General features: G+C 72.0%; 22 protein-coding genes. 6 read left to right on the forward strand and 16 right to left on the reverse strand.

The window, feature by feature from the left end; translation table 11 throughout:
• Window positions 1-21: 21 nt before the first annotated feature.
• Window positions 22-2,289, reverse strand: coding sequence for a bifunctional salicylyl-CoA 5-hydroxylase/oxidoreductase (locus ABZ848_RS26595; protein WP_360835843.1), 2,268 nt, complete (start codon window positions 2,287-2,289; stop codon window positions 22-24).
• A 7-nt stretch (window positions 2,290-2,296) separates the two neighbouring features.
• Window positions 2,297-3,124 carry an enoyl-CoA hydratase family protein gene (locus tag ABZ848_RS26600; protein ID WP_360835844.1) on the reverse strand — a complete coding sequence of 276 codons (828 nt, stop codon included), beginning with the start codon at window positions 3,122-3,124 and terminating at the stop codon, window positions 2,297-2,299.
• Between the two features lie 272 nt (window positions 3,125-3,396).
• Here ABZ848_RS26600 and ABZ848_RS26605 point away from each other — a divergent pair, with 272 nt between their 5' ends.
• Window positions 3,397-3,849, forward strand: coding sequence for an ATP-binding protein (locus ABZ848_RS26605; RefSeq protein ID WP_360835845.1), 453 nt, complete (start codon window positions 3,397-3,399; stop codon window positions 3,847-3,849).
• An 11-nt stretch (window positions 3,850-3,860) separates the two neighbouring features.
• Here the strand turns inward: ABZ848_RS26605 and argF are convergent, their stop codons facing one another.
• On the reverse strand, window positions 3,861-4,868 hold the full coding sequence (argF, locus tag ABZ848_RS26610; RefSeq protein WP_360835846.1) for an ornithine carbamoyltransferase: 1,008 nt from the start codon (window positions 4,866-4,868) through the stop codon (window positions 3,861-3,863).
• A 106-nt stretch (window positions 4,869-4,974) separates the two neighbouring features.
• Window positions 4,975-6,198: an arginine deiminase gene (locus ABZ848_RS26615; RefSeq protein ID WP_360835847.1), complete on the reverse strand. Its 1,224-nt coding sequence runs from the start codon at window positions 6,196-6,198 to the stop codon at window positions 4,975-4,977.
• Window positions 6,199-6,328: 130 nt separating this feature from the next.
• On the opposite strand from ABZ848_RS26615, the gene ABZ848_RS26620 reads away from it, so the two are divergent.
• Together ABZ848_RS26620 and ABZ848_RS26625 are read left to right on the forward strand one after the other, a co-directional pair.
• On the forward strand, window positions 6,329-7,366 hold the full coding sequence (locus tag ABZ848_RS26620) for an SPFH domain-containing protein (RefSeq protein WP_360835848.1): 1,038 nt from the start codon (window positions 6,329-6,331) through the stop codon (window positions 7,364-7,366).
• Complete coding sequence (locus ABZ848_RS26625) at window positions 7,363-8,253, forward strand: hypothetical protein (RefSeq protein ID WP_360835849.1); 891 nt, start codon at window positions 7,363-7,365, stop codon at window positions 8,251-8,253. Before ABZ848_RS26620 ends, ABZ848_RS26625 begins: the two co-directional genes overlap by 4 nt.
• Window positions 8,254-8,282: 29 nt before the next feature.
• Here ABZ848_RS26625 and ABZ848_RS26630 read toward each other — a convergent pair whose 3' ends face one another.
• The 3 genes from ABZ848_RS26630 to ABZ848_RS26640 all read right to left on the reverse strand — a co-directional run bounded on the left by ABZ848_RS26630 (window position 8,283) and on the right by ABZ848_RS26640 (window position 13,370).
• On the reverse strand, window positions 8,283-10,826 hold the full coding sequence (locus ABZ848_RS26630; protein WP_360835850.1) for a polynucleotide kinase-phosphatase: 2,544 nt from the start codon (window positions 10,824-10,826) through the stop codon (window positions 8,283-8,285).
• On the reverse strand, window positions 10,823-12,301 hold the full coding sequence (locus ABZ848_RS26635; protein ID WP_360835851.1) for a 3' terminal RNA ribose 2'-O-methyltransferase Hen1: 1,479 nt from the start codon (window positions 12,299-12,301) through the stop codon (window positions 10,823-10,825). Before ABZ848_RS26635 ends, ABZ848_RS26630 begins: the two co-directional genes overlap by 4 nt.
• Window positions 12,302-12,446: 145 nt before the next feature.
• Entirely contained in the window at window positions 12,447-13,370 is a 924-nt protein-coding gene (locus tag ABZ848_RS26640) for an LLM class F420-dependent oxidoreductase (protein WP_360835852.1), read from the reverse strand.
• A 246-nt stretch (window positions 13,371-13,616) separates the two neighbouring features.
• On the opposite strand from ABZ848_RS26640, the gene ABZ848_RS26645 reads away from it, so the two are divergent.
• Window positions 13,617-13,778, forward strand: a complete 162-nt coding sequence (locus ABZ848_RS26645) for a hypothetical protein (RefSeq protein WP_360835853.1) — start codon at window positions 13,617-13,619, stop codon at window positions 13,776-13,778.
• 136 nt (window positions 13,779-13,914) lie between these two features.
• On the opposite strand, the gene ABZ848_RS26650 is transcribed toward ABZ848_RS26645, so the two are convergent.
• The 4 genes from ABZ848_RS26650 to ABZ848_RS26665 all read right to left on the reverse strand — a co-directional run bounded on the left by ABZ848_RS26650 (window position 13,915) and on the right by ABZ848_RS26665 (window position 16,700).
• Window positions 13,915-14,385, reverse strand: coding sequence for a DUF6099 family protein (locus tag ABZ848_RS26650; RefSeq protein ID WP_360835854.1), 471 nt, complete (start codon window positions 14,383-14,385; stop codon window positions 13,915-13,917).
• 211 nt (window positions 14,386-14,596) lie between these two features.
• Window positions 14,597-14,935, reverse strand: a complete 339-nt coding sequence (locus ABZ848_RS26655) for a nucleotide pyrophosphohydrolase (protein WP_360835855.1) — start codon at window positions 14,933-14,935, stop codon at window positions 14,597-14,599.
• Complete coding sequence (locus ABZ848_RS26660) at window positions 14,932-16,116, reverse strand: ATP-binding protein (RefSeq protein ID WP_360835856.1); 1,185 nt, start codon at window positions 16,114-16,116, stop codon at window positions 14,932-14,934. Before ABZ848_RS26660 ends, ABZ848_RS26655 begins: the two co-directional genes overlap by 4 nt.
• A 194-nt stretch (window positions 16,117-16,310) precedes the next feature.
• Window positions 16,311-16,700 carry a cell division protein SepF gene (locus ABZ848_RS26665; RefSeq protein ID WP_360835857.1) on the reverse strand — a complete coding sequence of 130 codons (390 nt, stop codon included), beginning with the start codon at window positions 16,698-16,700 and terminating at the stop codon, window positions 16,311-16,313.
• A 256-nt stretch (window positions 16,701-16,956) separates the two neighbouring features.
• Between ABZ848_RS26665 and ABZ848_RS26670 the strand changes: the two genes are divergently transcribed.
• Window positions 16,957-18,657: a hypothetical protein gene (locus ABZ848_RS26670; RefSeq protein WP_360835893.1), complete on the forward strand. Its 1,701-nt coding sequence runs from the start codon at window positions 16,957-16,959 to the stop codon at window positions 18,655-18,657.
• 7 nt (window positions 18,658-18,664) lie between these two features.
• Here ABZ848_RS26670 and ABZ848_RS26675 read toward each other — a convergent pair whose 3' ends face one another.
• A complete protein-coding gene (locus ABZ848_RS26675; RefSeq protein WP_360835858.1) occupies window positions 18,665-19,177 on the reverse strand; it encodes a YceI family protein in 513 nt (170 codons plus the stop codon).
• Window positions 19,178-19,305: 128 nt separating this feature from the next.
• Here ABZ848_RS26675 and ABZ848_RS26680 point away from each other — a divergent pair, with 128 nt between their 5' ends.
• Complete coding sequence (locus ABZ848_RS26680) at window positions 19,306-19,821, forward strand: MarR family transcriptional regulator (protein WP_360835859.1); 516 nt, start codon at window positions 19,306-19,308, stop codon at window positions 19,819-19,821.
• On the opposite strand, the gene ABZ848_RS26685 is transcribed toward ABZ848_RS26680, so the two are convergent.
• From ABZ848_RS26685 to ABZ848_RS26700, 4 genes are all read right to left on the reverse strand, one after another.
• Complete coding sequence (locus ABZ848_RS26685) at window positions 19,818-20,477, reverse strand: sigma-70 family RNA polymerase sigma factor (RefSeq protein WP_360835860.1); 660 nt, start codon at window positions 20,475-20,477, stop codon at window positions 19,818-19,820. The genes ABZ848_RS26680 and ABZ848_RS26685 overlap by 4 nt on opposite strands.
• Before the next feature lie 46 nt (window positions 20,478-20,523).
• Window positions 20,524-21,207: a hypothetical protein gene (locus ABZ848_RS26690; protein WP_360835861.1), complete on the reverse strand. Its 684-nt coding sequence runs from the start codon at window positions 21,205-21,207 to the stop codon at window positions 20,524-20,526.
• Window positions 21,208-21,324: 117 nt separating this feature from the next.
• A complete protein-coding gene (locus ABZ848_RS26695; protein ID WP_360835862.1) occupies window positions 21,325-22,056 on the reverse strand; it encodes a YcnI family protein in 732 nt (243 codons plus the stop codon).
• 38 nt (window positions 22,057-22,094) lie between these two features.
• Window positions 22,095-22,721 (reverse strand): hypothetical protein, encoded by a 627-nt coding sequence (locus ABZ848_RS26700; RefSeq protein WP_360835863.1) that lies wholly within the window; start codon window positions 22,719-22,721, stop codon window positions 22,095-22,097.
• Window positions 22,722-22,764 lie beyond the last annotated feature (43 nt).

Raw genomic sequence — 22,764 nt, forward strand, 5'->3', positions numbered from 1 at the left:
CTGCCGGCGGCACCGGCGCCCTCAAGTCCCCAGCGTCAGGCGGGGCTTGGGGGCGTCCATGCGTCCGGTCCGGGGGCGGCGGCTGCCCGCGCGGTACGGGTCGGGCCAGACGGCGCCCGGGCCGTCGTAACCCTGCTCGGCGGCCGCGTGCAGGGTCCAGTGCGGGTCGTAGAGGTGCGGGCGGGCGAGGGCGCACAGGTCCGTACGCCCGGCCAGGATCAGGGAGTTGACGTCGTCCCAGGAGGAGATCGCGCCGACAGCGATCACGGGGATGCCGACGGTGTGCCGGATCCGGTCCGCGTAGGGCGTCTGGTACGACCGCCCGAACTCCGGCTGCTCCTCGGCCACGACCTGCCCGGTCGACACGTCGATCGCGTCGGCGCCGTGCGCGGCGAAGGCGCGGGCGATCGCCACGGCGTCCTCGGCCGAATTGCCGCCCTCGGCCCAGTCGGTGGCGGAGATACGGACGGTCATGGGCCGTTCCTCCGGCCAGACGCCCCGGATCGCGTCGAAGACCTCCAGCGGGAAGCGGAGCCGCTTCTCCGGGGAGCCGCCGTAGGCGTCGGTGCGGTGGTTGGTGAGCGGGGAGAGGAAGCCGGAGAGCAAGTAGCCGTGCGCGCAGTGGAGTTCGAGCAGGTCGAAACCGGCGCGGGCGGCCCGCCAGGCCGCGGAGGTGAACTGCTCGCGGATGTCGGTGAGTTGGGCGCGGGTCAGCTCGCGCGGGGTCTGACTGCCGGGCTTGTACGGCAGTGCGGAGGCGGCCACGAGGGGCCAGTTGCCGTCGGGGAGGGGTTCGTCCATGCCCTCCCACATCAGCTTCGTCGAGCCCTTGCGGCCCGAGTGGCCGAGCTGCACGCCGATCGCCGTGCCGGGCGACTGCGCATGCACGAAGTCGGTGATCCGCTTCCAGGACTCGGCCTGCCGGCCGGTGTAGAGGCCGGTGCAGCCGGGGGTGATCCGGCCCTCCTCGCTCACGCACACCATCTCGGTCATGACGAGTCCGGCGCCGCCGAGGGCGCGCGCGCCGAGGTGGACGAGGTGGAAGTCGCCGGGGACGCCGTCGACCGCCGAGTACATGTCCATCGGCGATACGACGACCCGGTTGCGCAGGGTGAGGCCGCGCAGCCGGAACGGCGTGAACATCGGGGGCGTGCCGGGCGGGCAGCCGAACTCGCGCTCCACGGCGCCGGTGAAGCGGGCGTCGCGCAGGCGGAGGTTGTCGTGGGTGACGCGGCGGCTGCGGGTGAGGAGGTCGAAGGCGAACTGGCGGGGCGGCTGGTCGAGGTAGAGGCCGAGGTTCTCGAACCACTCCAGGCTGGCGCGGGCGGCACGCTGGGTGGAGGCGACGACGGGCCTGCGCTCCTCCTCGTACGCGGCGAGCGCCTTGTCGAGGGAGGGCTGTTCCCGCATGCAGGCGGCGAGGGCGAGGGCGTCCTCGACGGCGAGTTTGGTGCCGGAGCCGATGGAGAAGTGGGCGGTGTGGGCGGCGTCGCCCAGCAGGACGATGTTGCCGTGGGACCAGCGTTCGTTGGTGACCGTGCGGAAAGTGGTCCAGGCCGACTTGTTGGAGTGCAGGGGGCGGCCGCCGAGCGCTTCCGCGAAGATCTTGGCGCAGCGTTCCACGGACTCGGTCTCGTCGGCGTCCTCGAAGCCGGCCGCGCGCCAGACGTCCTCGTGCATCTCGACGATCACGGTGGAGGCGTCGGGGGCGTAGGGGTAGCCGTGCAGTTGCATCACGCCGTGTTCGGTCTCGGCGATCTCGAAGCGGAAGGCGTCGAAGGCGAAGTCGGCGGCGAGCCAGATGTAGCGGCAGCGGTGGGTGGTCAGGTGGGGGCGGAAGGCTTGGGCGTAGGCCTCGCGGGTGGCGCTGTGGACTCCGTCAGCGGCGATGACCAGGTCGTATGTCTCGGCGAGCCACTCGGGGTAGGGGGCCTCGGAGCGGAAGCGGAGGTCTACGCCGAGGTCTCGGCAGCGGGTGTGGAGGATCTCCAGGAGGCGTTTTCTGCCGAGGGCGGCGAAGCCGTGGCCTCCGGAGGTCTGGCGGGTGCCTCGGTGGACGATGTCTATGTCGTCCCAGCGGGTGAAGTGCTGTTGCATGGCCTCGAATACGGCGGGGTCCGCGTGTTCTATGCCGCCGAGGGTTTCGTCGGAGAGGACTACTCCGAAGCCGAAGGTGTCGTCGGGGGCGTTGCGTTCCCAGACGGTGATTTCGCGGGACGGTTCAAGGCGTTTGAGGAGGGCGGCGGCGTAGAGGCCGCCGGGGCCGCCGCCGATGATCGCGATGCGCATCGCGACCTCACCTCCCCTGCCACTTCGGCGGCCTCTTCTCGGTGAACGCCGCGTGGAACTCCGCGTAGTCCTCGCCGTTCATCAGCAGTGCCTGCGTCGACGCGTCCAGTTCCACCGAGGCGGCGAGCGGCATGTCCAGCTCCGCCGTCAGCAGAGCCTTCGTCTGGGCGTACGCCAGGGCCGGGCCGTCGGCCAGGCGGCGGGCCAGCGCCGAGGCCGCCTCGTCCGCTCCGCCCTCTTCCGTCAGTTCGCTGATGAGGCCGATGCGCTCGGCCTCCGGGGCCCGGACCGGTTCGCCCAGCATCAGCAGGCGGGTCGCGTGGCCCAGGCCTACAACCCTCGGGAGGAGGTAGGCCGCTCCCATGTCGCCGCCTGAGAGGCCGACCCTCGTGAAGAGGAAGGCGAAGCGGGACGTGGGGTCGGCCACGCGGAAGTCCGCTGCCAGGGCCAGGACCGCTCCCGCGCCGGCCGCCACTCCGTGCACCGCCGCGATCACCGGGAACGGGCACTCCCGTATCGCCCGGACCGTCTGGCCGGTCATGCGGTTGAAGTCGAGGAGTTGGGCCGTGTCCATGGACAGGGTCGCGCCGATGATCTCGTCGACGTCGCCGCCGGAGCAGAAGCCGCGGCCCTCGCCGGCCAGGACCAGGGCCCGTACGGAGCGCGCACGGGACAGCTCGGCGAGCAGATCGCGCAGGTCGGCGTAGGCGCCGAAGGTGAGGGCGTTGAGTTTGTCGGGGCGGGCGAGGGTGACGGTCGCGACGCCCTCGGTGAGGTCGACGCGTAGGTGCTCCCAGCGCTCGGTGCGGGCGGCGGAGCCGGTGAAGGGACTCATGACGTGCGGCCTCCTCGGACGGTGGCGCGGACACGTTTCGAAGTTATCACCTGTTCGTGACTGTCGTCAGGATGGCGACACAAGCCCGTCGGCGAGGGTCATTGTCACCGGTCGTCAATAACGCGGTAACAACGGGAGCTGTCGCGCGAGGCAAGCCGTTCCTACGGGTAAGCCGCTCGGCAACGGGGCCGAAGGTCCCGCGCGGTGCCCGCCGGACGCCTCTGCCGACGGCGCCGTACCATTCATAAGGTTGAAAGCAGGACAGCCTGCTCATGAACGGACCCGCCTTGCAAGAACGCCCCGCCTCCTCCGCCTCCTGGCGCATCGCGCTGCCGCACTCCGCCGCGGCCGTGCCCGTGGCCCGTGCGCTGGTGCGCACGGCGCTGGCGGATCTGGAGCACGGGGCGGACAGCGACACCGCGGAACTGCTCACGGCGGAGCTGGTCGCCAACGCCGTGGAGCACACGGCCGGCGAGTCGCCGATAGAGCTCGTCGTCGAGCTGCTGCCCGGCGGCTGCCAGGTCGAGGTGCACGACCCGGACCCGGCCCCGCCCGGCAATCTCACCCGCCCCGACGGCCAGGCGCCCGACCCCTGGCAGGAGCACGGGCGCGGCCTGCTGCTGATCCGCGCGCTCAGCTCGTCGTGCGGGCACCGCCCGACCGAGTCCGGCAAGGCGGTGTGGTTCCGGCTGCCGGTCGTCCCGCCGCAGTGGAATCCGGCGTGAGCCGCGGCTGATCAGGCGAGGGTCGCGACCAGCACGGCCTTGATGGTGTGCATACGATTCTCGGCCTCGTCGAAGACCACCGAGTGCTCGGACTCGAACACCTCGTCCGTGACCTCCAGCTCGCTCAGCCCATGGCGCTCGTGGATCTCCCGGCCGACATCGGTGCCGAGGTCGTGGAAGGCCGGCAGACAGTGCAGGAACTTCACGTCTGGGTTGCCGGTGGCGCGCAGGACGTCCATGGTCACGGCGTACGGGCCGAGCAGCCCTATGCGCTCGTCCCAGACCTCCTTGGGCTCGCCCATCGACACCCATACGTCCGTGGCGATGAAGTCGGCTCCGCGGACACCCTCCTTCACGTCCTCGGTGAGCGTGACGGTGGCGCCGGAGGCGGCGGCGAGCTGCTGGGCCAGCTCCACGATCGTCTCGTCCGGCCACAGCAGCCGGGGCGCGACGATCCGGACGTCCATGCCGAGCAGGGCGCCGGTGACCAGGTACGAGTTGCCCATGTTGTAGCGGGCGTCGCCGAGGTAGGCGAAGGCCATCTCGGCCGGTGCCTTGTCGCTGTGCTCGGTCATGGTGAGCACGTCGGCCAGCATCTGGGTGGGGTGCCACTCGTCGGTCAGCCCGTTGTAGACGGGGACCCCGGCGAACGCGGCCAGCTCCTCGACGACGCCCTGGCCGTGCCCGCGGTACTCGATCCCGTCGTACATCCGCCCCAGCACACGCGCGGTGTCCTTCACGGACTCCTTGTGCCCGATCTGCGAGCCCGACGGGTCGAGATACGTCGTCGAGGCGCCCTGGTCCGCGGCGGCGACCTCGAACGCGCAGCGCGTGCGCGTCGAGGTCTTCTCGAAGACCAGCGCGATGTTCTTGCCGGTCAGGTACCGCGTCTCGGTCCCGGTCTTCTTGGCGGCCTTCAGCTCGGCGGCCAGCTCGACGAGGCCGAGGAACTCCTCCCTCGTGAAGTCGAGCTCCTTGAGGAAGTGGCGCCCGGCGAGGGCGGTCGGGACTGTCGCCATGGGAGGACTCCAGGAATGCGGGAACGTCTACCCTGGAACTCTATACGATGTTTCGCATTTCTATACAGGCGCATTTCCATGCAGACGCGTTCGACTCTGTACAGCTCTACACGGCCTCGCGTTCGACCGGACAGCTCATACAGCGCGGCCCGCCCCTCCCCCGCCCCAGCTCGCTGCCCGGGATCTCGATGACCTCGATGCCCTGCTTGCGCAGATGGGCGTTGGTGGTGGCGTTGCGCTCGTAGGCGACGACGACGCCGGGCTCGACGGCCAGTACGTTGCAGCCGTCGTCCCACTGCTCGCGCTCGGCGGCGTGCACGTCCTGGGTCGCGGTCAGGACGCGGATCTCGCTCAGGCCGAGGGCGGCGGCGATCGCGCGGTGCATGTGCTCCGGCGGATGGTCGGTGACCTTGAGCTCCTTGTCGCCGACGCCCGGTTCGATGGTGTACGAGCGGAGCATGCCGAGGCCCGCGTACTGGGTGAAGGTGTCGCCGTCGACCATCGTCATCACGGTGTCGAGGTGCATGAAGGCGCGGCGCTTGGGCATGTCGAGCGCCACGATCGTCTGCGCGGAGCCGGCCTCGAAGAGCTTGTGCGCGAGCATCTCGACGGCCTGCGGGGTGGTCCGCTCGCTCATGCCGATGAGGACGGCGCCGTTGCCGATGACCAGGACGTCCCCGCCCTCGATGGTGGACGGGTAGTCGGCCTGCCCCTCGGACCAGGTGCGGAAGGTCTCGTCGCGGAAGAGGGGGTGGTGCCGGTAGATCGCCTCGAAGTGGACCGTCTCGCGCTGCCGGGCCGGCCAGCGCATGGCGTTGATGGAGACGCCGTCGTAGATCCAGGCCGAGGTGTCCCGGGTGAAGAGGTGGTTCGGCAGCGGGCCGAGCAGGAACTCGTCGAGGTCCATGACGTGGAAGCGCACGGAGGTGGGCTCCGGGTGGGCGTCCAGGAACTCGCGCTTGGTCATACCGCCGACGAGCGCCTCGGCCAGCTCCGGCGCGGGCAGCGTCTCGAACGCGGCCCTGAGGTGGTCGGTGGCGAGGACCCCGTACTCCTTCTCGTCGAAGACGCGGTCCAGTACGAGGGTGCGGGCCGCCGGGATCGCCAGGGCCTCGGTGAGCAGGTCGCCGAAGAGGTGGACGGCGACGCCGCGGTCGCGCAGGACGTCCGCGAAGCCGTCGTGCTCGGCGCGCGCCCGGCGCACCCACAGCACATCGTCGAAGAGCAGGGCGTCCTTGTTGCTGGGGGTGAGCCTTTTGAGCTCCAGATCCGGCCGGTGCAGGATGACGCGGCGCAGCCGCCCGGCCTCGGAGTCGACATGGAATGCCATGCCTCCATCCTGACCACCGGGAGCCGTCTTGACCCGCCGATCGGCAGTTTCTTCGATTTCCTGTTCTCGTCCTCTTGACGATAATCGGCTACGACGGTTATCGTCGAGGAGACGAGAACGAGGGGGTCCGATGGCCGACATCACCCGGCGCCTGGGCTGGCGCCATCTGCGCGGGGCACCGACCGCGCACATCCGGCACCACAGAGGCGGCAAGCTGCTGCACGACGGGCCGGGGCTCAGCTTCTGGTACCGCGCGCTGACCGCCGCGCTGTCCGAAGTGCCGGTCGACGATCGCGAGTTGGCGATGACCTTCCATGCCCGTACGTCCGACTTCCAGGACGTGGCGGTGCAGGCGACGGTGACGTACCGGATCAGCGACCCGGCGCTGGCCGCGGCCCGCCTCGACTTCTCCGTGGACCCGGACACGGGCGTGTGGCGCGGTACGCCCCTGGAACAACTCGGCACACTGCTCACGGAGACGGCTCAGCAGCACGCGCTGGACGTCCTCGCCCGTACGTCGTTGTCGGCGGCGCTGGTGGACGGGGTGGCGGCGGTGCGGGAGCGGGTCGCGGCGGGGCTGGGGGCGGAGCCGCGGCTGCCGGCGACCGGCATCGAGGTGGTCGCGGTGCGGGTGGTCGCGCTGCGGCCGGAGCCCGAGGTGGAGCGGGCGTTGCGCACTCCGGCGCGCGAGCAGATCCAGCAGGAGGCCGACCGGGCGACGTACGAGCGGCGGGCGGTGGCGGTCGAGCGGGAGCGCACGATCGCCGAGAACGAACTGGCCAGCCAGATCGAACTGGCCCGCCGAGAGGAGCAGTTGGTCGAGCAGAAGGGTACGAACGCCCGCCGGGAGGCCGAGGAGCACGCGGCGGCGGACGCGGTACGGGCGGAGGCGGAGGCGGCCCGGACGGTCAGACTCGCCGATGCCGAGGCCGCGCGGTCGGTACGGCTGGCCCGGGCGGAGGCCGAGGGCGCGCGTGAGGTCGGCGAGGCACGGGCAGCGGCCCAGGCGGCGTGGCTGCGCGTGCACGGCGAGGTCGACGTCGCGACCCTGCACGCCCTCACCGGGACCCGGCTCGCGGAGAACCTGCCGAACATCGACAGCGTGACGATCTCGCCGGACGTGCTGACCGGGCTGCTGGCGAGGCTGGGCAACGGGGAACCGGCGTGAGCCTCGCGCCCCGCGTCGTCCTGGTCCACCGCACCACGGAGTACGAGGAGTTGGTGGCCCACCACGGCACCCACGGGCAGGCCGCCTTCTTCCTCTCCACCCGGGGGCGGGACATCGAGGAGGTCGCCGAGCGGCACCGGCGTACTCGCCGCGCGCTCGCGGAGGTGACGGCGGCGATCCCGCTGACCTGGCGTCAGACCCGGGTCGAGCGGGCCGACTTGGACCGTTTCCTGTTCGCGCCGGAGGACGTCGTGGTCGTGGTCGGCCAGGACGGACTGGTGGCGAACGTGGCCAAGTACCTGTCCGGGCAGCCGGTGTTGGGCATCGACTCCGACCCCGGCCGCAACCCCGGCGTGCTGGTACGGCACCGCCCGCAGGACGCGGCCGGACTGCTCACATCCACGAGCCGGTCGGTCGACGAACTCACCATGGTCGAGGCGGTCGCCGACGACACCCAGCGCATCCTCGCGCTGAACGAGATCTACCTGGGCGCCGCCGGACACCAGACGGCCAGATACCGCCTGGGCCTCGAGGACGACGGGGGTGTCGTCGAGGCCCAGGCATCGTCCGGGGTGCTGGTGGGCACGGGGACCGGGGCGACCGGCTGGATCAGGTCGGTCTGGCACGAGCGGGGCGGCACACTGCCCCTCCCCCGCCCCACCGATGACCGCCTGCTCTGGTTCGTACGCGAGGCATGGCCGTCCCCGGCCACCGGCACGACCCTGGTGTCCGGCCAGCTCTCCGCCTCCGCCGGCCTCCAACTCACCGTGGAATCAGAGCGGTTGATCGCCTTCGGGGACGGGATGGAAGGCGATGCGCTGGAGCTGACCTGGGGGCAGTCGGTCCGGGTCGGAGTGGCGGAGAGGTCACTGCGGCTGGTCGGCTAGCGGAAGCCGGCCAGCCGCCTTGCCCTGGCTCACAACCGCGGGTCCACCGGCTCCGACTCCAGCGCCAGCACCCCGAACACCGCCTCGTGCACCCGCCACAGCGGCTCGCCCTCCGCGAGGCGGTCCAGGGCCTCCAGGCCGAGGGCGTACTCGCGGACCGCGAGAGACCGCTTGTGGTTGAGGAAGCGGTTGCGCAGGCGGGTGAGGTTGTCGGGGCGCGTGTACTCGGGACCGTAGATGATCCGCAGGTACTCGCGGCCCCGGCACTTGATACCGGGCTGCACGAGCCGCCCCTCGGTGCTGCGCACGAGCGCGCCGAGCGGCTTGACGACCATGCCCTCGCCGCCTCGGCCGGTCATCTCCAGCCACCAGTCGACGCCCGCCCGCACCGACTCCGGGTCACCGGTGTCGACGTACAGCCGTCGGGTGGTCTGCAGCAGGCCGCTGCCGTCGTGCTCCACCAGCCGGTCCAGCAGGGCGAGTTGCTCGTCGTGCGGGAGCGCGGCGAGGCTGCGGCCCTGGACCGCGAGGATCTGGAAGGGGGCGAGTCGTACGCCCTCCAGTCCGTCCGTGGTCCAGCAGTAGCGGCGGTACGCCTCCGTGAACGCGGTCGCGTTCGAGGCGCGTTCACGCTGGCGGGTCAGCAGGTCGGCCACCTCGACGCCCCGCGCCGCGGCGCCCTCCAGCGCGGCGAGCGCACCCGGGAACACCGCGCCGGACGCGGCGCCGACGGCCGCGTACTGCGAGCGCAGCAGGCCGGACGCCTTCAGCGACCACGGCATCAGTTCGGCGTCCAACAGCAGCCAGTCCGTGTCGAGTTCGGCCCAGAGACCGGCCTCGTCGACCGCTGTGCGGACGCGTCCGAGGATCTCCTCGGTGACCGACTCGTCGTCGAAGAACGGTCGTCCAGTACGGGTGTACAGCGACCCCGTAGGACCGTCCACCCCGAACCGCTTCCGTGCCGTCTCCGCGTCCCGGCACACGAGTGCCACCGCCCGCGAGCCCATGTGCTTCTCCTCGCACACGACCCGCCCGACGCCGTCCGCCGCGTACTGGGCGAAGGCCTCGGTCGGGTGCTCCAAGTAGCCCTCGACCTGCGAGGTCGCCGTCGGGGCCATGGTCGGCGGGAGGTACGGCAGCAGGCGCGGGTCGATCGCGAAGCGGCTCATGACCTCCAGGGCCGCGGCCGCGTTCTCCTCGCGGACCGAGACCCGGCCCTGGTGCCGAGTCTCGACGACCCGTCGCCCGTGCACGTCGTTCAGGTCGAGCGGCCGGCCGTCGTGCCCGCCGGGTGCCTCCGACCGCAGTGGCTTCGCCGGCTCGTACCAGACCCGTTCGGCCGGTACGTCGACCAGCTCCCGCTCCGGCCAGCGCAGCGCGGTGAGCTTGCCGCCGAAGACGGCACCGGTGTCCAGGCAGATGGTGTTGTTGAGCCAGGTGGCTTCGGGGACAGGGGTGTGGCCGTAGACGACCGCCGCCCGGCCGCGGTAGTCCTCCGCCCACGGGTAGCGCACCGGCAGCCCGAACTCGTCGGTCTCGCCGGTGGTGTCGCCGTACAGCGCGTGCGAGCGGACCCGGCCCGACGTGCGGCCGTGGTACTTCTCGGGCAGCCCGGCGTGGCAGACCACCAGCCGGCCGCCGTCGAGGACGTAGTGGCTGACGAGCCCGTCGATGAACTCCCGTACCTCCTGGGCGAACTCCTCGCTCTCGCCGTCCATCTGCTCGATGGTCTCGGCGAGCCCGTGGGTGTGCTGGACCTTGCGGCCCTTGAGGTAACGGCCGTACTTGTTCTCGTGGTTGCCCGGCACGCACAGCGCGTTGCCCGACTTGACCATCGACATCACGCGGCGCAGCACGCCGGGGCTGTCCGGGCCGCGGTCGACCAGGTCGCCGACGAAGACGGCCGTACGGCCTTCGGCGTGCACACCGTCCACGTATCCCAACTTGCCGAGCAGCGACTCCAGTTCGGAGGCGCAGCCGTGGATGTCGCCGACGATGTCGAAGGGGCCGGTGAGGTGGGTCAGGTCGTTGAAGCGCCTCTCGGTGACGACCGTGGCGCTCTCCACGTCCTCGACACCGCGCAGCACGTGCACCTTGCGGAAGCCCTCGCGTTCCAAGTGGCGCAGGGAGCGCCGGAGTTCGCGGGTGTGGCGCTGGATGACCCGGCGCGGCATGTCGGCCCGGTCGACGCGAGTCGCGTTGCGCTCGGCGCACACCTCCTCCGGCACGTCCAGGACGATGGCGATGGGCAGCACGTCGTACTGCTTGGCCAGGTCGATCAGCTGGCGCCGGGCCTCCGGCTGCACGCTGGTCGCGTCGACGACCGTGCGGCGGCCCGCGGCCAGGCGCTTGCCCGCGATGTAGTGCAGGACGTCGAAGGCGTCCTTGGTCGCGCTCTGGTCGTTCTCGTCGTCCGAGACCAGGCCGCGGCAGAAGTCGGAGGAGATCACCTCGGTCGGCTTGAAATGGCGCCGGGCAAAGGTGGACTTGCCCGAGCCGGAGGCACCGACGAGGACGACGAGGGAGAGGTCGGTGACGGGGAGGACCCGTTCCTGCTTCTGTGTCTCGGTCATGCCGCCTTCGCCTCCTTCTCGGTCCTGATCACGGCTGTGCTCATCTCAAAAATAGCCATCTGGGTGGGCGGACCCACCTCCGGGTCGTCGGGTCCCACCGGCACGAACTCCACGTCGTAGCCGTGCCGTTCGGCCACCTTGCCGGCCCAGTCCCGGAACTCCTCGCGGGTCCACTCGAAGCGGTGGTCGCCGTGCCGGACATGGCCGGCCGGGAGGGACTCCCAGCGGACGTTGTACTCGACGTTCGGGGTCGTCACGACGACCGTCCTCGGGCGGGCGGCGCCGAACACCGCGTACTCCAGGGCGGGCAGCCGGGGCAGGTCGAGGTGCTCGATGACCTCGCTGAGCACTGCCGCGTCGTACCCCTTGAGGCGGTTGTCGGTGTACGCGAGCGAGCTCTGGAAGAGCTTGACGCGGGAGGCCTGGCGCTCGCCCATGCGGTCCAGCTTCAGGCGCCGGGAGGCGATGGTGAGGGCGCGCATCGAGACGTCGACGCCGACGATCTCGGTGTAGCGCACGTCCTTGAGCAGTGCCTGCACCAACTGGCCCTGTCCGCAGCCCAGATCGAGGACGCGGGCGGCGCCGGACGCCTGGAGCGCGGCGAGGATCGCGTCCCGGCGCTGCACGGCGAGCGGGGTCGGCTTCTCCTCCGTCTCGGTCTCCGCCTCGACGGCGTTGTCGATGTCCTCGACCTCGCTGTCGTCGGCCTCGGCGAGCCGCACCAGTTCCAGGGCCTCCATCGCCTGCCGGGTCAGCGACCAGCGGCGGGAGAGGTAGCGGCCGGCGATCAGCTTCTGCTCGGGGTGCCCGGGCAGCCAGCCCTCGCCGGCGCGCAGCAGCTTGTCCACCTCGTCCGAGGCCACCCAGTAGTGCTTGGCGTCGTCGAGGACCGGGAGCAGGACGTACAGATGGCGCAGGGCCTCGGCGAGGGTGAGCCGCTCGGCCTCCAGGACGAGCCGCACATAGCGCGAGTCGCCCCACGCCGGGAACTCGGTGTCCAGCGGCACCGGCTCCACGGTGACCGCCCAGCCGAGCGGTTCGAAGAGCCGTCGTACGAGGTCGGGGCCGCCGCGTGCGGGCAGTGAGGGGACCTCGATGCGCAGCGGCAGCGGCTCGGCGGCGCGCTCCGGGCGGGCGTTGCACACGCCTCGCATCGCACTGGAGAACACGCCGCTGAGCGCCACGGCGAGCAGCGAGGAGGCCGCGTACGGGCGGTCGTTGACGTACTGGGCGAGGGCCGCGTCGGGCGCTCCGCCGCGGCCCTTGCCCTTGCCCCGCCGGACCAGCGCCACCGCGTCCACCTCCAGCAGCAGGGCCGCCGTGCAGCGCCGGTCGTCCGCCTCGGGGTAGAGGACGTGCGCCTTGCCGTAGGAGGTGGAGAACGCCTGCGCCTTGTCGGGGTGCTTGTGCAGCAGGTAGCCGAGGTCGGTCGCGGGGCGTTCGGGGGTGCCGGTGGTGGTGATCGTCAGGAACACGGTGGGCCAACCTCGAAACGCATGCTGAGCTGCGATGATTCGCAGGGAGCGCCGTTTGGGCGCGTCCGTTCAACCTACAGCGGGCGTCCCGAAATCACTCGGGGATTTTCGCCCGCCGCCCCTGACGACCACCCCGCCCGCCGGGTTACGACAGCTGCGACTGGACCTGCGTGGAGATCAGCTCCAGGTGGTCCAGGTCGGCGAGGTCCAGGACCTGGAGGTAGAGGCGCTGGGAGCCGATCCCGGCGTAGCGGCCGATCTTGTCGACGACCTCGGCCGGGGTGCCGGCCAGGCCGTTGGCCCTGAGCTCGGCGGGCTCGCGGCCGATCGCGGCGGCGCGGCGGGCGACCTCCTGGTCGTCCTTGCCGACGCAGACGACGAGGGCGTTGGAGTAGGTGAGGCTGTCGGCGCCGCGGTCGGCCTCCTCGGCGGCGGCGCGGACGCGGGCGAACTGGCGCTCGCTGTCCTCGATCGAGGCGAAGGGGATGTTGAACTCGTCGGCGTAGCGGGCGGCGAGCCGCGGGGTGCGGGTCGCGCCGTGGCCGCCGATGAGGACGGGGATCCTGGCCTGGGCCGGCTTGGGCAGCGCGGGTGAGTCGGTGAGGTCGTAGTACGTGCCGTGGAAGTCGAAGGTGTCGCCGGTCTTGGTCTCCCACAGGCCGGTGACGATCGCCAGCTGCTCCTCCAGGCGGGCGAACTTCTCCTTCGGGAAGGGGATGCCGTACGCGGTGTGCTCCTCCTCGAACCAGCCCGCGCCGAGGCCGAGTTCGACCCGGCCGCCGGACATGGCGTCGACCTGGGCGACCTGGATGGCGAGGACTCCGGGGAGGCGGAAGGTGCCGGCGGTCATGAGGGTGCCGAGGCGGATGCGCTTGGTCTCGCGGGCCAGGCCGGCGAGGGTGATCCAGGCGTCGGTGGGGCCGGGGAGGCCGTCGCCGGAGCCCATGCGGAGATAGTGGTCGGAGCGGAAGAAGGCGTCGAAGCCGAGGTCTTCGGTGGCCTTCGCCACGGCGAGCAAGGTGTCGTAGGAGGCCCCCTGCTGGGGCTCGGTGAAGATGCGAAGATCCATGCGTCCATCCTGCACGGCCCGGTGCCGGTCAACCCCACCGGTCCCCCCGGGCACTCCCGTCCCCGGTCGGGTGAAATTGCGTCAACGCGGGTGTGGGGGGCGCTTCGCCTGAGTGACCGAGGTCTCCGGTGATCGTTGGCTCGGGCGGAGCCGGACCGCCCGGCGCCCGTCACCGGCCGTTTCGTCGCCGGGGCGTCACCCAGAGCGGCCTCACAGTCGTCGGGGCCGGGGGCCGAGGAGGCCGTCATGACCGAAGAATCCACCGTGCCGCAGCAGGGCGGGGGCGGCCAGCCGAAGGGTTTGCTGCAGCAGATGGAGGAGCTGATGGCGGCCCTGAACGCGGACCTCTCCGCCCTGGACGCGGACCTCCAGTCGGCGGGCCGCACGGCGGAGGAGAGCGAGGCGTAAACGCTCCGCTGCAGGGACGGCGACGGGCCGGCATTCGGCTGCGGCGCCGTCGTGGCTGGTCGCGCTCGCGCGGCGGAAGCGGCATGTCGATACCGCCCGCTCCCCTTCAGGGCTGCCGGACCGCGGCCCGACCTGCCTAGCCCGCTTCCCGTTCCGGCAGGACCTCCTCCCGGTCCGCCAGTTTGCGGAGCATGTCGCGGACGCGGTCTCTGGACTCGTCCGCCGCGTCGATGGCCTCCATGCACTGCCAGTACGTGCCCTCGTCGTCCGCCGCGCAGGCGAGGCCCACCAGGGCTATGCCGACCTCGCCGAGCAGGCCGCCGAGGCCGAGGAGGGCCTGGCGGGCGTCGCCCAGGTCGGTGAGCTGGGCCGCGCGCAGGTCCTCCGGGGCGAGGCGCGGGGTGTCCAGGACACCGCAGCCGCGGCCCGCCAGCTCCGTCAACCCCAGTGCCTCGCCCCGCAGTTCGGGCGGTCCGGCGACCGCGAGGCGGCTGCCTATCGCCTGGGCCAGGGCCTGCGCCTGCCACACCTCCGTCATGATCTCCCGCGCCCCGCCGCCACCCGCGAGGGCACGCCTGCTCGTCACGATGAGCCGCACCGCGTCCATGCGCTGCCCCCGTCTTCCCGACGCGCTGCCCACGCGTCCGCCCGACAAGCTCCGTTGTCCACTACCCAGAGTGAGTGCCTGCGGGACGAAAAGCCAGAGGAAGACGGAAATCTGTGGACAACGAATCGATTTCAGACGGGATTTCAACTCCGGAGAGTGAAAACGGATCGTGGGACTCCTCGCAGGCTCCTTGCGGGCTCCTCGCGGCTCCTTACGGCGCGGGGAACCGCCGCTCGTTCCGGTCGATCTTCGCGTCCAGCGCGGCGAGCGGGTCGATGTCCAGCACCTCGCACAGCTGGAGCAAGTAGGCGAGCACGTCGGCCACTTCGTCGGTCACGCGGTGGGCCGTGCCGGGGTCGTCCATCACGCGGGCCGACTCCTCGGGCGTCAGCCACTGGAAGATCTCGACCAGTTCGGAGGCCTCCACGCTGAGCGCGGCGACCAGGTTCTTCGGGGTGTGGTACGGCTGCCAGTTGCGGGCGGCGGCGAAGTCGGCCAGCCTGCGCTGCAGTTTCGGCACGTCGAGGGGCTGGTGCTGGGGATCGGTCACGGGTCCAGGTGTACCACTGTGATCCCGTCGGCCCCGGCGGCCCAGGAGGCGTCGCTCACCGCGCCGACGAAGCGGATGTGGCCGCGGGCGCCCATCCGCGCGGCCAGCCGCAGCAGCCCGCGGCGCTGGTCCGGGTCGAGCGAGCGGTCGAAGGCGTCGGCGAGGACGGTGAGCGTCTGCATCGCCTCGGGGACCTCGCCGGCCGCGTCCACGTCCAGCACGCCGGGGCCGGTCAGCAGGACCAGGGCGAGGGCGACGTAACGCAACTCGCCGTCGCCCAGCCGCCCGAAGGCCGTCCGCAGACCCTCGCCCCGGTCGAGCAGCCCCTGGACGGTGCCGTCGCCGAGCGGTTCGGCGCGTACGTCGGTCACCGGGCCGAAGCAGCCGGCGCGGACCGCGGCGACCAACTGGGCGTGCCGGCGGCCGCATTCGGCGCGGGTGCGCCACAGGACGTCGGCGAGGTTGTCGCAGCCGGGGAGGAGTCGGCCGGAGGCCGTGGGCACAGGGGTGCGCATCCAGCCGGGGCGCGGGTCGCAGGCGAAGACGGAGCGCAGGGCGACGACGGTCTGTTCGGCGGCGGCGAGCACCTGGCGCTGTCCGTCGGTCTTGCCGGCCACGCGCAGGGGGAGCAGGGCGGTGCCGAGGCGGTCGTCGGGGAGCGGGGCGCGGGTGACGGCCGCGGAGCCCGCGGTGTGCCAGGCGGCCTGGACGGTTCGGCGGGAGGGGTCGCGCAGCGCGGTCTCGAGGAGCACCAGCCCACCCGACGTCAACCGCTCGCCGACGATACGGAGTTCGGGCTCGGCCTGCACGGCGACATCGAGCCGGACCGGTCCCTCGGGCCCGTCGGTCGTACACCCGATCCGAAACCCGCGACGCCGCTGCCCGTCGGGCCGGGCCCGATCAGGCACACAGGCACCGGGATCGAGGAACACCTCCCCCACGGCGGCCCCTCCACCAAGCCGGGCCAGCGCCTCATAGGCCCGCAGGGCGGTCGTCTTCCCACTCCCACTGCGCCCGGCGAACAGCGTCACGGGCCCGAGCGCGAACCCGGCACCCCGGTGCCCGGCGAAGGCGGAGAGCCGTAACTCGGTGATGTGGGGGCGGCTGGGGTGGGTGCGGTCGCGAACGGACTCCGCGTCCGCCCTTGCGAAGGGCACACGGGGATCGGACGGAGGCGGCATGTGGGTGATGGTGGGCCCGGGCGGCACATCGGCGCCCGGCTCGCACGAGGCACTCGGACTCCGGTCCGACGACCCGTGCGTCTCCGGTTCCCGGGACTTGAATGACGCGACCATGTCCGGACCGTAAGCCCGGGTGGGGAGGTGAACCGTTCCGGCAGGTTCCGCTTCCTACGATCGGGGGACGGGGGCGCGGGTCAGCCGCCGGAGACGCCCGTGGTCTCCAGGGCGTCCGTGACCTCCGTGTCGGCCGGGGTGAGCAGGAAGACGTTGCGGTCGACGCGGTGCATGCCGCTCGCCAGGCCGAAGACGACGCCCGTGCTGAAGTCGAGGACCCGCTTGGCGACCTCGGTCTCCGCGCCGCTGAGGTCGAGCAGCACGGGTATGCCGGCCATCAGGGTCTCGGCGACCTCGCGGGCGTCGGCGAACACATTGACCCGCAGGACGACGAAGCGGCGCCGGGTCTCCGTCTCCGCGTCGGGATGTGCGCGATGGTCCACCGCGGACGGCCAGGCGTCCCGGCCCCGCAGCGGCACGACCTGGGCGAGCCCCTCCCACTGTTCATCGGTGACGTCGTAGCTGTTCACCGGCTCCCCCCGACCTGACTCGCCATCAATACCTGCACCGGTCAATTCTTACGCCAAGTCACCCGTTCGGCCCAACAGCGACACGGTCAGCCACCGCCACGGGGAGCACTTCGAGCCGCACATTCCAGGTCTTACCGGGCTCACACCGGACTCTTCACCTCCGTCGGCACCCGCCTCACCGGACCCGATTAGCGTCCCTGACGTGCACTTGGCAGAAACCCCGCTGGTGACACCCGCCCGGCGGACACAGTCGGCGGTGTCCGCCGCTCCGGAACCCCCCGCTCAGTGGCACCGCGTGCTCACGCTGCTGGCCGACATCAGCCTCTTCATCGGCACCCGCTCGGTGTGGACGCAGGCCGCCAGCCACCGCCTCGTCGTGGCCGGCGTGATCTCGCTCTGCTACGCCTCGATCCTGGTGTCCGGCGTGCTCGCGCTGGTCGTCCGCCGGGCCAGGTCCCTCGCGCGGCTCGACCTCGTCGTCCTGGTCACCGCCGTGACGCTCGCGCTGTGCACCTGGGTCATGAACCACGGCGGCTCCGACGAGGCGCTGCTGACCACCCAGGCCGCCCGGGAGCTGGTCGCGGGCCACGCCGTCTACGGACACCCCTGGCCCTGGCTGTTCACCAAGGGCGTCGCCCTCACCCCGACGGTCACCGGCGGCTACGACCTCACGTACGGCTATCCCCCGCTCGCCCCGCTGCTGACCGCGCCGCTGCTGTGGCTGGGCCACGGCGGCGCCCCGGCGACGGCGGTGAGCACGGGCGCGCTGGTCGTCGGCACGCTGCTGCTGTGGCGGATGCTGCCCGTGCAGTGGCGCTCGGCGGCGACCATGGTCTGCCTCGGCTTCGGCTTCCTGCCCACGTACGGCCGCCTCGGCTACCCCGCGATCACCGCGCTGGCCCTGCTGATCCCGGTGGTGGTGCGCTGGCCGCGGATCGGGCGGGGCGGCCGGCTCGGCGTGGCCGGGCTGGCGCGCGCCGCGTGTCTGGGGGCGGCCTGCGCGGCGCAGCAACTGCCGTGGTTCCTGGCGCCGTTCCTGCTGGCCGGGATCTACGCGGTACGCCGGGGCGAACTCGGCGGGCGGGCGGCGGCGCTGGTGGTGGCGCGGATCGTCGGCGTCGCCGCGACCGTGTGGCTGCTGATCAACACGTACTTCATCGTGAGCGAGCCGGGCACCTGGGTCACCGGCATCGCGCTGCCGCTGACGCAGGGCGCGACGCTGCACGGGCAGGGCCTCGGCGACATCTCGCTGTACTTCACCAACGGCAGCGACCGGCTCGACTGGTACTCGCACGCGAGCCTGCTGCTGGCCGCGGGCCTGCTCGCGCTGCTGGTGCTGTTCGTGCGGCGGCTGGGTCCCGCGGCGACCGTCCTGCCGTGGTGCGCCTTCTATCTGGCGACCCGGTCCCAGGACGGCTACTACCTGATGATGACGCCGCTGTGGCTGGCGGCCGCGATCACCGCTCCCGCGGCGGAGTTCGCCGGCGCCTGGCAGCCGCGCCCGCGTCCGCTGGCCGGCCCGCACCGCCGTACCGCACTGGTCGTGGCGTCGGCGCTGCTGGTGACGCCGGCGCTGGTGAGCGCGGCGGTGGCGGCGACCGGTTCGCCGCCGCTCAGGATGCGGGTGACGGCGCTACGACGGGTCTCCGCGTACGTCGTCTCGCGGCTGACCCTGGAGGTCACCAACGTCGACGGTACGGCCCTGACCCCGCACTTCATGCTCACCTCGAACCAGGGCTCCAGCAAGTACTGGTCGCTGGTCCGGGGCCCGGCCACGATCCCCGCGCACAGCACCGTGCGGATCGAGATCAGGCCGGCCCACGGGAGGATCGCCCTGCCGACCAAGCCGAGCACCCGGCTGCGGCTGCGGGCCTTCACGGCGGCGCCGCAGACGCTGTCCAGCGCTTATGTGCACATCACGCCGGACACCGGCGTGCGGGCGGAGCCGGCCGGCTGAGGGCGCGTCAGGCCGCCGAGCGTACGAAGCGGAGGGTGGCGGCGACCGTGGTGAGGCCGCGGATCATGCCCATCTGGTTCCAGGCCAGGCCGAACTCTGCGCGGTCCACGGTGAACTCGGTGTCCAGGGTGAGCGCGTCCGCGTCCGCGCCGGTCAGGCGGGCGCTGAGGGACTGCGGGCGGCTGATGCCGTGGACGGTCAGCTGACCGCTCACCTGCACGGTGTCGCCGCGCAGTTCGGCGGAGCGCACGGCGAAGGTGATCTCCGGGTGGTTCGCGGCGTCGAAGAAGTCGGGGCCGCGCAGGTGCTCGTCGCGCTTGGCGTTCTTGGTGTCCAGGGAGGCGGCGTCCAGGGTCAGGGTGCCGGTGGCGGTCCCGTCGGGGCGCACCTCGCCGTGTCCGGCGACGACACCGAAGGTGCCCTTGACGGTGACCAGGCCCCACATCGTCTTGTGGCGCAGGGCGACGGTGGAGGCAGCGGCGTCGAGCTGCCAGACACCGGTTTCGACGGCGACGGTCATGATCTTCTCCAGTGAGCGGGGGGCCCTGCGAACAGGTGCTTCAAATTTGGATGACCGTCACGCTAGCCCATTATCCAAATCTGGACAACCACCTCGTACAAAATTGGACAACAGGTAGACTCGAAGGCATGGCCGACCCCGAGGAGCTCCGCACCGACCTGCCCGAATGTCCGTCCGCGCAGGGTGGCGGGCTGCTGCCCAAGGAGCTGCGGGCGTGGATGGTGATGCTGGCGGCCATGGGAGCGGTCGAGCAGGAGCTGCGGGCCGTCGTGAAGGAGCGGCTGGACGTCTCGCACGACGAGTTCCTGATCCTGTGCCTGCTCGCCGAGCAGCCGAAGCAGGGCGTACGGATGACGCGGATCGCGGAGCTCCTCGGCCGGCCCAAGACCCGGCTGACGTACCAGATCGCGTGTCTCCAGCACGCCGGGCTCGTCACCCGCAAGTCGGTCTGCGGGGACAAGCGCGGCATCGAGGTCGCCCTCACCGACAAGGCCCGGCGCCTCCTGGAGGAGGCGTCCGGCACCCTCGCCTCGACGGTGACCCGGGCCCTGTCCCACGTCATGGGCCCGGACCAGCACGAGGCGATGTGCGGGCTGCTGCCGGAACTCGCCGGGGAGGGCGAGGAGTCGGGGGACCGAGGTTAGGTCAGCCGGACCTGGGTGGCGAGTGTCTCGCGGGCCCGGGAGACGCGGGAGCGGACCGTGCCCTCGGGGCAGCCGCTGAGGGCGGCGGCCTCCGCGTAGGGCAGGCCGAGGAGTTGGGTGAGGACGAAGGCCTCGCGGCGTTCGTCCGGCAGGGCGCCGAGCAGGTCCAGCAGGGCGATGCCGTCGTCGAAGCCCGGCAGATGGCGCGGCTGGGCGTGTTCGACGGCCGTCTGCCAGTCCGGCTGGTCCGACAGCCGCGGGCGGGCGGAGGCGTGCCGGTAGCCGTCGACCACCGCACGGCGGGCGATGGACAGCAGCCAGGAGCGGGCCGAGGAACGCCCCTCGAACCGGTGCAGGCTGCCGAGCGCCCGCAGGAACGTGTCCTGCGCGAGATCGTCCACGGCCTGCGGATCGGCGCACAGATGGGCGACGTAACGCTGGACGTCGCGGTGCAGGGCCCGCACGAAGAGGTCGACGGCACCGGGGTCACCAGCACGAGCGGCGAGCGCCCAGGCGGTTATCGACTCGTCGAGGGGGTGCGGCGCGGTACGGCTCTTGCGGCCGGGCCGAGGCGCGCGGCCTTCGGCGGCGGGGCGAGGCGGGCTGCTCTCTGCGTTGGTTTTTGGGCGTGGTGGATTCAGGGCAGGGGTGATCACCAGGTGTCCTTCTCGGGTGCGTTGAGTGGGTACGGGCCGGCTGTCGTCAGGCGACAGCGGTTCCCACGGGTGGGCCCCGAGTGGTGATCGCGTGGACGAGGAGGAGCAGGCGCGGCGCGCGGTCCGAGGCGCGGCGGCGCGGACGCGGGCGCGGGCGGTGCGGTGGGACCGGCAGCGCGAGCAGCAGCCGCAGCGGCGCCGCCAGCCATCCGGCGACCGCCCTGAGGATGCGGAACGCGGCCCGCTCGCCGTACGCCAGCCACAGCCCGCACAGCAGCGCGGCCAGCAGATGCGCGGCGAGCATGCCCAGGGACGAGGTGCCGTCAGCCGCGGAACCGAGGTGCACGGAACCGCCCATGGGCATCGACCCCATGGAATCCATGTCGCTCATGTCCTTGGAAGACATGGAGGACATGGAGGGCATGGAGGACTCGGAGCCCATCGAGCCCATGCCGTGCCCGTCGGCGTCCGCGCTCGTCGGCTGCGCGAGCGCGAACGCCGAGTGGAGGGCCGTCTGGGCGGCGAGGACGACCGTCACGATCAGCGCGCGGCCGCGTTCCCGGCCCGCCAGGCACCAGCCCGCGGCACCGGTCGCGGCCGCGCCGGCGACCAGTGCCCAGGCGGGCACATGGCTGCCGGACATCATGACGTGCCCCAGGGCGGCGAGCAGCACACAGACGGCCGCGAAGACCGCGGCCCGTACCGTGCGAGAACACCACCCTGCCGTCATGGCGCCTCATCCTCGCATCCGGATCCACGCAGTCGGCCGGGAGTACGGAGAACGCACAGGCACCACACTCAACTCACAGCCTGTGATCCAGGACACGAGGACTTGGAAACGCGCTCGCTACTCGGCCCGCGTCCCGCTGTTACGGCCGCGTGCGATGGCGAACCCGGCCGCCGCGAGCCCCAGGACGCCGACGACGAGTCCGGCGATGCCGAGCGCGCGAGCGGTGGAGTCGCTGCCGTCGGAGGCAGAGGCGGCCGCCGTGGTCTTCGCGGAGGCCGTCGGGGCCGCCGCGTCCTCGTCGGCGCCCTTCGCGGTGAGCTTGAGGACCGGCGCCGGGTTCTCCGGCTCCTCGTCGCCCGACGCCGCCTCCTCGATCCAGCGGACGGTCTTGCCGTCGGAGTACGTCTGCAGCGTCTTGAACGTCAGCTGGTCGGTGTCGTCGGGCAGCTGCCCGAAGGCCACGTTGAAGTCCTGGTACTGGCCCGCGCCGATCTTGCCGCCGGTCCAGGTGATCTCGGAGACCGCGTCGGTGATGGTGCCGTCGTCCGTCTTCACGGGCGTCTTGAGCTTGGTGTTCGTCACCTTGGCGGTCCAGCCGTCCTGCGGGGTGACGAGGACGCCGAGGACGGGGTGGTCGGTGGGCAGGAAGACCTGCACCTTGGTGGTGGAGGCGGTGTCCTCCTCGTTGGGGACACGGAAGGTGAGGACGCCGTCGGTGGCGCCCTTGGCGTAGCTCTCGGGGTGGACGGTGACGTGCGCGGAGGCGATGCCGGCCGCGGCGAGGACTCCGGCGGCGGCCAGGGCGCTGACGGTTCCGGCGCGGCGCAGGGCAATACGTGCTGAGGACATGGCTGAGTGAATCTCCGTACGGAAAAGGTGTGTTGGGGTCAGATCGGGTACGGAGTCACGAGCGGCGGCCCCCGCCGCTGCACGGCATGCCGCAACAGGAGGCGGCGCAGCGGCCGGGGAGCAGTCGCGTTCAGTCGTACGACGTCCAGGGCGGCCGGAGCGACCGGCGCCCCGCGGCTCACCTGCCACCAGGCGGCGAGGCCCGGCACCAGTGCGGCGGTCCGGCGCAGCAGCGACCACAGGGCGGCCTCGCCGCGCCGCAGCCACCAGGTCAGCAGGACCGCGGCGGCCACATGGGCGAGCGTGGCGTGCGGGGACAGGGCGTGGGCATGGGCGTGGCCGGCCATCCGCATGGCAGGCGTGGAGCTCATGCCATTCATCGCGGCCATCGCGTGCATGGAGGCCATGCCGTGCGGCCGGGCGGCGCCGAAGACGACGTGCAGCGCGCCCTGGGCGGTGAGCGTCCCGGCGCCGATCGCGGCGAGCGAGCGCTCCCGGCCGCCGAGCAGGTACGCGGCGCCGAACACCGGTACGCAGCCGGCGGCCTGTACCCACACGGGCGGGGCCATCCCGGTCGCGAGGGCGTGTCCGCCGGCGGCGAGCAGCACGCACAGCGCGGCGAACACCGCCGCGCGCAGCCCTCGTACCGGAGCGGATGCCGTCATGGCGCCCGATCCTGCCATGCGGCGGGGCGGGGCCGCCGTGCGG

It is taken from the genome of Streptomyces sp. NPDC047081 (assembly GCF_040643775.1).
Taxonomy (GTDB): domain Bacteria; phylum Actinomycetota; class Actinomycetes; order Streptomycetales; family Streptomycetaceae; genus Streptomyces.

Bases quoted from the DNA above. Each gene is read 5' to 3' on its own strand.
- ABZ848_RS26595 (WP_360835843.1), bottom strand. From the start codon at position 2,289: ATGCGCATCGCGATCATCGGCGGCGGCCCCGGCGGCCTCTACGCCGCC.
- ABZ848_RS26600 (WP_360835844.1), bottom strand. From the start codon at position 3,124: ATGAGTCCCTTCACCGGCTCCGCCGCCCGCACCGAGCGCTGGGAGCAC.
- ABZ848_RS26605 (WP_360835845.1), top strand. From the start codon at position 3,397: ATGAACGGACCCGCCTTGCAAGAACGCCCCGCCTCCTCCGCCTCCTGG.
- argF (WP_360835846.1), bottom strand. From the start codon at position 4,868: ATGGCGACAGTCCCGACCGCCCTCGCCGGGCGCCACTTCCTCAAGGAG.
- ABZ848_RS26615 (WP_360835847.1), bottom strand. From the start codon at position 6,198: ATGGCATTCCATGTCGACTCCGAGGCCGGGCGGCTGCGCCGCGTCATC.
- ABZ848_RS26620 (WP_360835848.1), top strand. From the start codon at position 6,329: ATGGCCGACATCACCCGGCGCCTGGGCTGGCGCCATCTGCGCGGGGCA.
- ABZ848_RS26630 (WP_360835850.1), bottom strand. From the start codon at position 10,826: ATGACCGAGACACAGAAGCAGGAACGGGTCCTCCCCGTCACCGACCTC.
- ABZ848_RS26640 (WP_360835852.1), bottom strand. From the start codon at position 13,370: ATGGATCTTCGCATCTTCACCGAGCCCCAGCAGGGGGCCTCCTACGAC.
- ABZ848_RS26645 (WP_360835853.1), top strand. From the start codon at position 13,617: ATGACCGAAGAATCCACCGTGCCGCAGCAGGGCGGGGGCGGCCAGCCG.
- ABZ848_RS26650 (WP_360835854.1), bottom strand. From the start codon at position 14,385: ATGGACGCGGTGCGGCTCATCGTGACGAGCAGGCGTGCCCTCGCGGGT.
- ABZ848_RS26660 (WP_360835856.1), bottom strand. From the start codon at position 16,116: ATGCCGCCTCCGTCCGATCCCCGTGTGCCCTTCGCAAGGGCGGACGCG.
- ABZ848_RS26675 (WP_360835858.1), bottom strand. From the start codon at position 19,177: ATGACCGTCGCCGTCGAAACCGGTGTCTGGCAGCTCGACGCCGCTGCC.
- ABZ848_RS26680 (WP_360835859.1), top strand. From the start codon at position 19,306: ATGGCCGACCCCGAGGAGCTCCGCACCGACCTGCCCGAATGTCCGTCC.
- ABZ848_RS26690 (WP_360835861.1), bottom strand. From the start codon at position 21,207: ATGACGGCAGGGTGGTGTTCTCGCACGGTACGGGCCGCGGTCTTCGCG.
- ABZ848_RS26695 (WP_360835862.1), bottom strand. From the start codon at position 22,056: ATGTCCTCAGCACGTATTGCCCTGCGCCGCGCCGGAACCGTCAGCGCC.
- ABZ848_RS26700 (WP_360835863.1), bottom strand. From the start codon at position 22,721: ATGACGGCATCCGCTCCGGTACGAGGGCTGCGCGCGGCGGTGTTCGCC.